This is a genomic window from Aeromonas finlandensis, assembly GCF_000764645.1.
GTDB lineage: Bacteria > Pseudomonadota > Gammaproteobacteria > Enterobacterales > Aeromonadaceae > Aeromonas > Aeromonas finlandensis.
On sequence record NZ_JRGK01000059.1, the window covers coordinates 1 to 9,858 of the forward strand.

Consider the following 9,858-nt stretch of genomic DNA (forward strand, 5'->3'; position numbering starts at 1 on the left):
CATCATAACACTGGTCATTTATCAATCTAAAACAATTAGAATGATGTCAGTGAGTGGTGGATAAGGCGCGTGTAGATAAATTTACTTTGTAAAAGTTAATACAAAATACAACAAAACGTGGGGGAGGTGAGTCTCCCTCAACACTGTCTTTATATAAAAGGTGGGCAATAAATGACCAAGTTAGATTGGCTGATCCGGTTTAGGCGGGCGAAGACTCATGAAACGTTAGATTTTATGTTGGATGCAATGTTGAACAAATTGGCGTCTGTTGCTGAAAAAGGAGAGGCTATTCGGGGGCACGAACTTCGACAGAATGAAATCGATCTTGGCCAACACTGTCGTAGAGTGGTTTGATGCGGTTGTTTTTTGTTCGACAGGCGGATATTGAATACTTAAGGGCGCTAAATAATCACTTGTAAACCTACCTCAATTGGAGCTTTGGCTCTAAATATGCGTCATTTCATAATAACCACAATTTATTGTTGCCATAACCACTCTTAACAGTATTGTTACTTGTGGAAATAATAAAAATGGATTTTATATGAAAAAATACCTCCTATGTGCAGCGGTCGTTTGTGGAATTAGTAACCAAGTACAAGCCTCCAGTGCTTTTGAAACCTACGGTGATATCGGGCAATTTGCGATCCCGGCGATCGCGGCAGGTATCTCTTGGTATCAAGGCGACTATGATGGATTGAAGGAGTTTGGTTACTCACTCCTTTCAACTACAGCTACCGTTGAAGTTTTGAAGCATACTGTCGATGCTACTCGCCCTAATGGCGGCGATATGAGTTTCCCCTCTGGACATACAGCATGGGCGTTCAGTGGAGCCAGCTATCTGCAAATGCGGTATGGCTGGAGCTACGGTATACCTGCCTATGTTGCAGCTGGTGCGGTGGGTTGGTCTCGAGTTGAATCTGATAACCATTACTGGCGTGATGTGATTGCGGGAGCCGCCATCGCGACAGGGTTCAGCTATCTGTTTACGTCCCCGAAGAACGGCACACAATTAGCATTCTATCCAACGATAATGGATGGGGATGCAAGAGGTATTGCGGTCAGCTTTACGTATTAATGCACTCCGAATTGGTTGCGGTGATTGCAGCCCCCTAAATTAGTTTTCCGTTTTCAATAAAAGCCTCAGATGGTAATCAATCTGGGGCTTTTGTGTTTTTCGAAATTACATAATCTCGTTTGTTTTTCCCCCTATCTACAGTCCCATATTCAAGAGGACTGTAGATAGCCAGCTCATATGAACGAATGTTGCTGCGTGACATTGCTCAAAGTTTGGTCGTAGCATGGTCATGCCGGAACTAGACCACCCGGCTGTTTATGACCAAAAGGACCCGGACCATGACCAGACATACCCGAGATCTATCCGCAGCATGCCCACGCGGTTGTGCCAGCGTATCCAGCAGCCTGCACAATTTTAACTTGGCTGATTCGATTGAAGTATTCCCATTCAACCCTGAGCGAGTCGAGCAGTTCCTGGTGCTGCTTGGGGAGGGTGTAGCTTGAGCTCCTATCCCAAGTATTTCCTTCGCAGCCCCGAAATCCGGTCCCGCGCTTGCCAGTTGGTCGCGGGCCTGCCGGTTGACCAAGACAAGCCACTGGTTCTCGAAATCAAGGAGATGACCCGCTCCCTGGCTCAAAACTCCATGTTGTGGGCTTGTCTTACCGACATCGCCGAGCAGGTGAACTGGCACGGCCGCAAGCTCGCCAAGGAGGACTGGAAGCACGTTCTCAGCGCGGCCCTGTACCAGCAGGACGTGGTACCGAACATCGACGGTACTAGCTTCGTGGTGCTGGGTAAGTCCACTTCCAAGATGACCGTGCGCGAGATGCGCGACCTCATCGAGTTGGCCCAGGCCTTCGGTGCTCAGCAAGGTGTGAAGTTCGGGGATGAATCCCGCCGAGGCTTCGACTGGGTGGCCGCCTACGGGAGGGCTGCATGAGCAAGACCAAGGCTGATGAGCGATGGCTTGATGACGTTGCATCATTGGGTTGTGTGGTTTGTAGGAATTTAAGGTTCGGAAGCTCGCCGAGTGAAATCCATCACGTTCGCTCCGGATCTGGTATGGCGCAGCGCGCTGTTCACACCCAGGTGCTGCCTCTGTGCCCTCGTCATCACCGTGCCTGTTATCCCACTGGCTTCCACGCAGCCCCCAAGAGCTGGCAGGCAGAGCACGGTAGCGAGGAGACCCTGCTTATCCAGGTGGCCAGAGAGATCACTGAGTTGCGCAAGAACACTATCGGGAGGGCGGCATGATCCATCTATCTTCCCTGGAGGCTGTGCGCTTGTTCGGGGGGAATCCCAAGGTCAAGAACGTTGCCAGCCAGGTGCGCAAGTCCCAGCAAGTGGCCACTCTGCACGATAGGGTGCGGGCCCAGCTGGTTGGCTTCCCTGACCCGGTGACAGAGCTGCTGTTTCACCCCAAGCGAAAGTGGCGGTTCGACTATGCCTGGGAAGCGCAGATGATCGCTCTCGAGATCCACGGCGGGATCCACACCGGCGGCCGACACACCCAGGGGAGGGGGTTCGTAGAGGACCGCGCCAAGATGAACGAGGCTGCCCTGCTCGGGTGGACTGTCATCGAGGCAACCTCAGAACACATCAAGTCAGGCCAACTGCGTGCCTGGCTGCTTAAGGCGTTTAACCAAACGACTAGGCAATAACCAACCAAGGACCTGACCATGACCAACTTGATCTGCAAAGCCTGTGAAGGCCACAACATCCGTATCGTTGCCGATGAACAGGGTGAGCCTTGGTTCGTTGCGAGCGACATTGCGACGGTATTGGGATATCCCGAAACCAACAGCATGAACAAGCTGATTGATGAAGACGACAAGGAGAAAAGGGTACTCCAAATTGGAGGAAACTATGTAAACGGCAAAGGGCAGCAATGGTTGGCTCATAAGCTGATCACAACCGGTCATCTGAGCATTGGCTTCGGATCCTGAGGAGGACTGAGTATGAGCAAATCATTGGAAATGGCACTGCGCCTGTTTTCACCGAAAGGGGCGCTCCATGAGCCCACGTCTAGTAACTTCAATGCTCTGGGACGTGACGACTTGATCGGTGCTTTGCAGATGGCTGCGAAGGATAACCCCCTGGGCCTAAACTATCTGATGGCCGATAACCTGGTAGACCCGCAAGCCATCGCTGAGCTGCAGGCATACTTCAGCACAACGCTGGGGGACGCGGAGGTTGGTGCTATGGCCCTGGCTATCTTGTTGCGACGCCCACTGCCAGAGCAACTGGAGCGGCTGGTGCTGTCCCACCCGTACTATGACAAAGAGCGCCGCCGGGCTGCGGTAGTGATGGAGAAGGCTAAGCGGGCGCACCGTCACGGTAATGATCATGAGTACCAGTGTCTGCTGGATGAGCGGAACTCCATCCTCAATGCCGCTCATGGCCGCTGTGTTGATGAGATGCTCCAAACTGGACGTTGCCCGCACTGTACCGGAACCGGTCGGCGTCAGCGTATTGGTGGGGAGTGTCATAAGTGTCATGGAACTGGGCGGGTGACACCAGAAATCGCACTGGTTGCCTGTCGATTCGGTATTGAAACTCAGCGGTCAGTTGAGAAGATAGTGGATGAGGTGATCTGCCAAGCATCAGATCTGGCCCGAACAATGGAGCAACAGGTGCGGGAGATGCGCTGTATAAATGTGTGATAAGGCTCAGCGATCCTTTGGTACGTGAGTAGATAGTGTGTTTCATAGAGGCAACTATTTGGGGGTGATGACCTGTCCAAGTTTCCCAATAGATTTTTAGATCCGATTCACTTGGGTCAAATAATTACGTATCCTTGATAATGCTATGAATTTAAATGGAATTTGATGATGAGCAGAGAACGCAATCAAGGGTACAGTGCGATTACGCTGGCCGCGTTGGGGGTCGTCTATGGTGATCTTGGTACCAGCCCACTCTATGCCCTAAAGGAGTGCTTTGCAGGGCATATCGGCCTGCAACCTGGGCCGCAGGAGATCTTCTCGCTCATCTCCCTCTTCTTCTGGACCATTATGGTGGTGGTCTCTTTCAAATATGTGCTGCTGGTGCTGAGTGCCGATGACAAGGGAGAAGGGGGAGTACTGACGCTCGCCTCGCTGGCATCACGCCGTCTTTCGCCCCGGGCCCGCACCATCGCCATGTTGCTCGGGCTGATCGGGGTTGGTCTTTTTGTCGGGGATGCGGTGATAACCCCCGCCATTTCGGTCCTCTCTGCCGTGGAGGGGCTTGAGGTGATCGCGCCGGATCTCACCCCCTTCGTATTGCCCGCCACCCTGATCGTGCTGGTGGTGCTCTTTGCAGCTCAACATTACGGTACGGCGGGTATAGGTAAGCTGTTCGGCCCCATCATGCTGCTCTGGTTTGGGGTGTTGGCTCTACTGGGTACGATCGAAATTCTGCAAAACCCCACCATTCTGCAGGCCATCAACCCGCTCTATGCCATTGATTTTATCGTTGAGCGTCCCGGTGTTGCATTTATTACCTTGGGAGCCGTGGTGCTCTGCGTGACGGGTACGGAAGCGCTCTATGCAGACATGGGACACTTTGGCCGCGGCGCCATTCAACTGGCGTGGGGCTCTCTTGTTATGCCTGCCCTGCTACTCAATTATTTTGGTCAAGGTGCGCTGCTGCTGCGTAACCCGGCAGCCATTGAAAACCCGTTCTATCTGCTAGCACCTTCATGGATGACCTTACCGCTGCTGGTGCTGGCAACAATAGCGACTGTTATAGCCTCTCAAGCGGTGATCTCCGGTACCTACTCTGTTGTTCGGCAGGCAATCCTGCTTGATTATTTACCCCGTCAGGAGATCCGTCATACCTCTGCACACGAAATCGGACAGATCTATCTCCCGCTGGTGAACTGGTTGCTGCTAGCGGGAGTAGTGATCGTGATCCTCTGGTTCCAAACCTCCAGCAACTTGGCCGCAGCATATGGGATCGCCGTCACTGGCACCATGGCGCTCACCACCTTGCTGCTGATGGTGGTTGCTGCTACGTGTTGGAAGTGGCCACGCTGGCTGATCGCATTGGTCGGCGTACCGCTGTTGCTAGTTGATTTAACCTTCTTTGCCGCTAACACAACCAAGTTTTTGGCCGGAGGCTGGTTTCCCATCCTGTTTGCGATGTTGGCCATTCTGGTGATGACTACTTGGAAACGGGGGCGTGAACTGGTGCTCGAAAAGCTGGAGAAGAAGTCGTTTGCCTTGACCAACTTCGTCGACAATATGCACTACAATCCGCCGCTGCGGGTACCTGGTACAGCAGTGTTTCTGTCGCGCTCGGAGCAGGTGGTTCCACACGCTATGCTGCACAACCTTAAACACAATAAGATCCTGCATGAGCGGGTCATTTTTCTGACTATCCATATAAAAGAGGAACCATGGCTCGCCTTTCATGAACGGATAGAGCTCAAGCAGCTCAGCGAAGAGTTCTGGCAGGTGGTGGCTTATTTCGGCTACAAGGAGGTACCTTCTATGGATGAAATCTTCCAAGCTTGTGCCCAACAAGACTTGAAGGTTGCCATGAACCAAACCTCCTTCTTCCTCTCTCACGAAAATCTGGTCAGCACGGATATTCCAGGCATGGCGCGATGGCGGGAAGGGTTGTTTGTCTGGATGAATCGTAATGCGTTGAAGGCAACAGACTTCTTCCATATACCAGCGAACCGAGTTGTGGAACTCGGTGTGTTACTGGAACTGTGATGGGCACGTTATTGTTTCGACTAAACAGGGGGCATGTAGCCCCCTTTGATATCGTGTTGTTGCTGTGATCTATGAGCGTTGATGGCTGACTTCAAGTTACTTCAAATCTTTGACAATACTCTTATCTGTGATTCTTTTTTTACCGGTTATCATGCCTCGAATTAGGTCACTTTTAGTGCGATAGTCAATTACGATAACCGCCAAGACATGAACAAAAATGGCAGCCTGAAGAGTTTGGGCAAAAATGCCATGAATGCCTTCCATGACATCATCGCCAAAAAGGTCTTCAAAGTTAGTCAAGATCCCGGTTACTGCTGTTCCAACCAGGCAGGCCAACAAAAACAAGACCATTAATGAACCGACAGGGTTATGGCCTGCGTAGTATGGATGTTTGCCATTCAGTGTGTTGTGTATGTAGTCGTAGATATCAGTTGGTGTAGGGATAAATTGATAAAATCTCGCATAATGAGAGCCGTAAAAACCCCATATAATACGAATAACAACCAATCCTGCTAATGTGTAGCCTACGTAGCGATGATTTCGCTCACCCTCTTCAAGGATAAACAAATTGAGCACACATAACGTTACTGTTATCCAGTGAAAGAGTCTGACAATAACGTCCCATACATAAATTTCGTATTTCTTTTCCACCTCGTCCTCCTTGACCAGAAAAAACATCATTTTCAGTGTGTTAACACACTCACTATACAATGCCAACCGGATTTCTCCATTATACTGGATAATTCAGTGGCTAGCCTGGGTCTATATCAAAATTGACTCACAACAATGGAATGTAAGATACTGGTCGCAGCTAAAGGAATGCTTGGTTTCATTGTAATAATATAAATATATGATAAGAGAGTTACCCATCACTTGCCGGGTGTGGTAATGCCATTTATAATTTTTGAAATAGAGTCACCATGAACGAATTCATCAAAGTTTTACTGAACCAACGTAGCCTGCGTGCAGTCCTGCGTGACCTGAGCTTCGAACAATTGGCTGAGGCCAAAGAAAAGTTCGATGCAATTTTCCAAGAACGTGAAGAGTCCGCTCAGAAAGAGATGGCTGAGCAAGAAGAGCGCCAAGCTAAATTGGCTGAATTCCACGCTATGCTGCAGCAAGCTGGAATTGATCCGAGTGAGCTGCTGGGCTCTGGGGAAAGCAAAGGCTCCAAAGAATCAGCGACCAAACGAGCCCCCCGTCCTGCCAAGTACAAATATACCGAAGAGGGTGTAGAGAAAACCTGGACTGGCCAGGGCCGTATGCCCAAGGCAATTGCAAAAGCTGTCGCGGATGGTGCTTCTCTCGAGAGCTTTGCTATCTGACTAAAAATATCGGGAGTTGATGTGAGCAGTGCTCAGCGTTAGTATCTCCTAAAGATGGCCAGAGTCCCCGTGACCCTGGCCTTTTTCATTCCTGGCCCGTCTCGTGCGGGCTTTGTCGTTTCTGGGGGTAGGGTTCATGGCCAAAGAGGAAGGGTTTGCGACGGCGGCCGCTGCTGCAGGGGTAGCCAAGACGGCGCCGCCTGTCGTGGTGTCCGGCATGACGTTGGCAGGGTATTCGCTCAATGATTGGGTGCTGGCTGCAACGTTGATGTGGATTGCCGTCCAGATGGGATGGTTCTTGTGGCAAAACATCATTCGACCCCGGTGTCGGCTGGATGGTGAGTGATGAGCAAGGTCCGTATCGCAATCGCCGCTCTCACGCTGAGTGCCGCTGGCTTTGTGGGGATCCTGAATCGGGAGGGATTCGAGCCAGTGGCTTACCCCGACCCGGTACACGGTACCAAACTCCCCACTATTGGGTTTGGCAGTACCGAAGGGGTCAAGATGGGTGACACCATCACGCCCGTTGCCGCAGTGAACAGGAGTCTGCGGGAGGTGCGATCGTTCGAAAACGCCCTCAAGGCCTGTATCAATGTGCCGCTCCATCAGTATGAGTATGACGCCTATGTCGAGCTCTCCCACAACATCGGCCCTGACGCCTTCTGCAGCTCTACCATCGTGAATCGCCTGAACGCGGGCGATTACCCGGGAGCCTGTGAGGCCATCTTGCTGTTTAAGCGTGCCGGCAAGCAGGACTGCTCTGCGCCGGGTAACCGGGTCTGCGCTGGATTGTGGAAAGACCGGCTGCGCCTCAATGCTAAGTGCAAGGGGGAGTGATGGAGCTGTTCCCGCAAAGCAGAGCGCTGCCATTCCTGGCCGGTGCTTTGCTGATTGCTGTATTGGCTGGCGGCGGATTCGCGCTTTACCAGTCAGGCCACTCTGCAGGTGAGGACGGGGAGCGCAAGACCTGGCAAGCAAAATGGGATGCAGAGGCCGTTCGCCTTGCTAATGCCCGAACCAAGGCCGAGCAGGACGCACGTGCAGAAGAGAAACGCCGGCAGGCGGAAGTTGATGAGGTGAGAGATCATGCACAAGAAGAAATCGCCCAGGCACAAGCTGATGCCGCTGCTGCTGGTATTGAGTCTGGCCGGTTGCGCGAACAAGCCCGCCGCTTGGCAGCCAGAGCAAGTCAGTGCGCCAGCAATCCCGGTACTGCCCAAGGAGGCTCGTCAGCCACAGAGCCTGCTATGGTGCTCGCCGACCTGCTCAGCCGGGCTGATGAAAGAGCGGGTGAGCTGGCAGCAGCGTATGACCGCGCTCGAGCATCAGGACTAGCCTGTGAACGAGCCTATGATGCTCTCCAGCAGCAAAGACCATGAAACCCCGCCATATCAAGGCGGGGTTTGTCTTTCTGGGGAAGGGAGAACGGTGATGCGGATGAACTGGGGTGGTGGAATGGTAAACGGGATCGATGTGACTGGGGTCATCGCTTGCGTAGAGCATTACGATGGAGGCAAGGCCTTGGTTGTTCTTTCCTCCGGTGTCTGCGTTGTGGTTGCGGCAACTCATGAGCCGGTACCTGGGGACACCATCGTTGAAGGCGAGCTGTCTCTCTAAATGGCAAAGACCGATTGGAGCAGCGTGGCAGCTCAGTATCAAAGCGCCTATGCCAAGACTGGCATCAGCCCAAAGGCATGGTGCGAGCAGCAGGGAATGAATTACCAGTCTGCCAGGCGCTATATCAAGGCCAGTGCTGCGAAGCCTGACGATAAAATTGCGCAGCCCTGTGTGCGCAGTGCGCAAAATCGTGCGCAATTATCGAAGGGAAACGTGCGCAATTTGGATGAAACTGCGCACGCCATGCGCAATGAGAACAAAGCCAAAGAGGGAGAGGAAAAAGGGAAAAGAGGACGAGGGGGAAAGTCAGCCTCATCCACACAGACCTCGGCTGGCTCAGGCCAGAACCCGAAAAACAAAGGGCGCGATGGCTCTGGCCGCTTCGTTCTTGGTGAGTATGAGGGCAACCAAAACCCTCCATGCAACATCAAGCCGGGCATGCAGATTGCCAAGACCCATGGCGGTTACGCACAGTTCCTCGATGCTGATGAGTTGTTCGACCAAGCCGAAGCACTGCAACTTCGGGATGAGCTGTTATTCACCCGGGCTCGCGTACTCTCGGTCACCAAAACCTTGAAGGCCCTGCAGCATGACCTGGCCGAAGCGCAGGAGCTGACCGACCGCATTGCGCTCTATGACAAGATCTTGCGTGCTGAGCAGGCTCTTGACCGCAATATCCAGCGCATTGAGTCTATCGAGCGTACTTTGAGCGCCTTGCGTATCGATGAGGTGAATGGGCCCAAGATTGAGGCAGACACCAAGCGCATCAAGGCCGCGACCCGCAAGCTGACTGCTGAGGCTGACTTGCTCGAGAAGGATGGTTGTGCCGACATGACGCCAGTGGCAGAGATGACAGCAGAGCTACAGGGGCTGGGGACTGGCGGGTTGATGTCGTGATAAGATTGGTTGGTATTATCAGCAGGGAGATACGATGAGGATTTACGGTAAGAATGAGGCTGGTGCGGCGGTGTACATTGCTGATTGCCGACTCCCACAAGCTGCATATGCTGAGCTGGACTCCGGCCGAAGTTTCCTTTACGAGTTGTTGCCTGCCACGCGAGACGATAAACCTGGTGTCGTTACCACCGAACGTATCCTGCTCGAACCATTCCGCCTCTACCGCAACAACGCATTGGTCGAGATGGGGGCTATGATAGCCGATCCCCTTCATGTGAAGATGCTGGCCGAGAATATTCAGCAG

At 52.6% G+C, this 9,858-nt stretch carries 15 protein-coding genes; 14 read left to right on the plus strand and 1 reads right to left on the minus strand.

Annotated elements, in window-relative coordinates; genetic code table 11:
- Positions 1-541 precede the first annotated feature (541 nt).
- The 7 genes from LD28_RS0107750 to LD28_RS0107780 all read left to right on the plus strand — a co-directional run bounded on the left by LD28_RS0107750 (position 542) and on the right by LD28_RS0107780 (position 5,715).
- Positions 542-1,075 carry a phosphatase PAP2 family protein gene (locus LD28_RS0107750; RefSeq protein ID WP_033136411.1) on the plus strand — a complete coding sequence of 178 codons (534 nt, stop codon included), beginning with the start codon at positions 542-544 and terminating at the stop codon, positions 1,073-1,075.
- Positions 1,076-1,514: 439 nt separating this feature from the next.
- Positions 1,515-1,955 carry a recombination protein NinB gene (locus LD28_RS0107755; protein WP_033136412.1) on the plus strand — a complete coding sequence of 147 codons (441 nt, stop codon included), beginning with the start codon at positions 1,515-1,517 and terminating at the stop codon, positions 1,953-1,955.
- Positions 1,952-2,269 carry a Ref family recombination enhancement nuclease gene (locus LD28_RS0107760; protein ID WP_033136413.1) on the plus strand — a complete coding sequence of 106 codons (318 nt, stop codon included), beginning with the start codon at positions 1,952-1,954 and terminating at the stop codon, positions 2,267-2,269. Before LD28_RS0107755 ends, LD28_RS0107760 begins: the two co-directional genes overlap by 4 nt.
- Entirely contained in the window at positions 2,266-2,676 is a 411-nt protein-coding gene (locus LD28_RS0107765) for a hypothetical protein (RefSeq protein ID WP_033136414.1), read from the plus strand. Before LD28_RS0107760 ends, LD28_RS0107765 begins: the two co-directional genes overlap by 4 nt.
- Before the next feature lie 18 nt (positions 2,677-2,694).
- Positions 2,695-2,961 carry a BRO-N domain-containing protein gene (locus LD28_RS0107770; RefSeq protein ID WP_033136415.1) on the plus strand — a complete coding sequence of 89 codons (267 nt, stop codon included), beginning with the start codon at positions 2,695-2,697 and terminating at the stop codon, positions 2,959-2,961.
- A gap of 12 nt (positions 2,962-2,973) precedes the next feature.
- Positions 2,974-3,678 carry a TIGR02642 family protein gene (locus LD28_RS0107775; RefSeq protein ID WP_033136416.1) on the plus strand — a complete coding sequence of 235 codons (705 nt, stop codon included), beginning with the start codon at positions 2,974-2,976 and terminating at the stop codon, positions 3,676-3,678.
- 168 nt (positions 3,679-3,846) lie between these two features.
- The gene (locus LD28_RS0107780) at positions 3,847-5,715 is read left to right on the plus strand and encodes a potassium transporter Kup (RefSeq protein WP_033136417.1); all 1,869 of its coding nucleotides are present in this window, start codon (positions 3,847-3,849) and stop codon (positions 5,713-5,715) included.
- A gap of 96 nt (positions 5,716-5,811) precedes the next feature.
- Here LD28_RS0107780 and LD28_RS0107785 read toward each other — a convergent pair whose 3' ends face one another.
- Entirely contained in the window at positions 5,812-6,393 is a 582-nt protein-coding gene (locus tag LD28_RS0107785; protein ID WP_050514275.1) for a cytochrome b/b6 domain-containing protein, read from the minus strand.
- A gap of 242 nt (positions 6,394-6,635) precedes the next feature.
- On the opposite strand from LD28_RS0107785, the gene LD28_RS0107790 reads away from it, so the two are divergent.
- From LD28_RS0107790 to LD28_RS0107820, 7 genes are all read left to right on the plus strand, one after another.
- Positions 6,636-7,040 carry an H-NS family histone-like protein gene (locus tag LD28_RS0107790; RefSeq protein ID WP_033136418.1) on the plus strand — a complete coding sequence of 135 codons (405 nt, stop codon included), beginning with the start codon at positions 6,636-6,638 and terminating at the stop codon, positions 7,038-7,040.
- A 136-nt stretch (positions 7,041-7,176) separates the two neighbouring features.
- Positions 7,177-7,386 (plus strand): hypothetical protein, encoded by a 210-nt coding sequence (locus tag LD28_RS0107795; RefSeq protein ID WP_033136419.1) that lies wholly within the window; start codon positions 7,177-7,179, stop codon positions 7,384-7,386.
- On the plus strand, positions 7,386-7,877 hold the full coding sequence (locus LD28_RS0107800; protein WP_033136420.1) for a lysozyme: 492 nt from the start codon (positions 7,386-7,388) through the stop codon (positions 7,875-7,877). Before LD28_RS0107795 ends, LD28_RS0107800 begins: the two co-directional genes overlap by 1 nt.
- A complete protein-coding gene (locus LD28_RS0107805) occupies positions 7,877-8,419 on the plus strand; it encodes a DUF2514 domain-containing protein (RefSeq protein ID WP_033136421.1) in 543 nt (180 codons plus the stop codon). Before LD28_RS0107800 ends, LD28_RS0107805 begins: the two co-directional genes overlap by 1 nt.
- On the plus strand, positions 8,379-8,657 hold the full coding sequence (locus LD28_RS0107810; RefSeq protein WP_241462270.1) for a hypothetical protein: 279 nt from the start codon (positions 8,379-8,381) through the stop codon (positions 8,655-8,657). Before LD28_RS0107805 ends, LD28_RS0107810 begins: the two co-directional genes overlap by 41 nt.
- Positions 8,658-9,554 carry a hypothetical protein gene (locus LD28_RS0107815; RefSeq protein WP_033136423.1) on the plus strand — a complete coding sequence of 299 codons (897 nt, stop codon included), beginning with the start codon at positions 8,658-8,660 and terminating at the stop codon, positions 9,552-9,554.
- 34 nt (positions 9,555-9,588) lie between these two features.
- On the plus strand, positions 9,589-9,858 hold a 270-nt coding region (locus tag LD28_RS0107820; RefSeq protein ID WP_033136424.1), incomplete at its 3' end, for a hypothetical protein.

Excerpts from the sequence above, each read along its gene's own strand:
- LD28_RS0107750 (WP_033136411.1), top strand. The coding sequence starts at position 542 with ATGAAAAAATACCTCCTATGTGCAGCGGTCGTTTGTGGAATTAGTAAC.
- LD28_RS0107760 (WP_033136413.1), top strand. The coding sequence starts at position 1,952 with ATGAGCAAGACCAAGGCTGATGAGCGATGGCTTGATGACGTTGCATCA.
- LD28_RS0107765 (WP_033136414.1), top strand. The coding sequence starts at position 2,266 with ATGATCCATCTATCTTCCCTGGAGGCTGTGCGCTTGTTCGGGGGGAAT.
- LD28_RS0107770 (WP_033136415.1), top strand. The coding sequence starts at position 2,695 with ATGACCAACTTGATCTGCAAAGCCTGTGAAGGCCACAACATCCGTATC.
- LD28_RS0107775 (WP_033136416.1), top strand. The coding sequence starts at position 2,974 with ATGAGCAAATCATTGGAAATGGCACTGCGCCTGTTTTCACCGAAAGGG.
- LD28_RS0107780 (WP_033136417.1), top strand. The coding sequence starts at position 3,847 with ATGAGCAGAGAACGCAATCAAGGGTACAGTGCGATTACGCTGGCCGCG.
- LD28_RS0107785 (WP_050514275.1), bottom strand. The coding sequence starts at position 6,393 with ATGTTTTTTCTGGTCAAGGAGGACGAGGTGGAAAAGAAATACGAAATT.
- LD28_RS0107790 (WP_033136418.1), top strand. The coding sequence starts at position 6,636 with ATGAACGAATTCATCAAAGTTTTACTGAACCAACGTAGCCTGCGTGCA.
- LD28_RS0107795 (WP_033136419.1), top strand. The coding sequence starts at position 7,177 with ATGGCCAAAGAGGAAGGGTTTGCGACGGCGGCCGCTGCTGCAGGGGTA.
- LD28_RS0107800 (WP_033136420.1), top strand. The coding sequence starts at position 7,386 with ATGAGCAAGGTCCGTATCGCAATCGCCGCTCTCACGCTGAGTGCCGCT.
- LD28_RS0107805 (WP_033136421.1), top strand. The coding sequence starts at position 7,877 with ATGGAGCTGTTCCCGCAAAGCAGAGCGCTGCCATTCCTGGCCGGTGCT.
- LD28_RS0107815 (WP_033136423.1), top strand. The coding sequence starts at position 8,658 with ATGGCAAAGACCGATTGGAGCAGCGTGGCAGCTCAGTATCAAAGCGCC.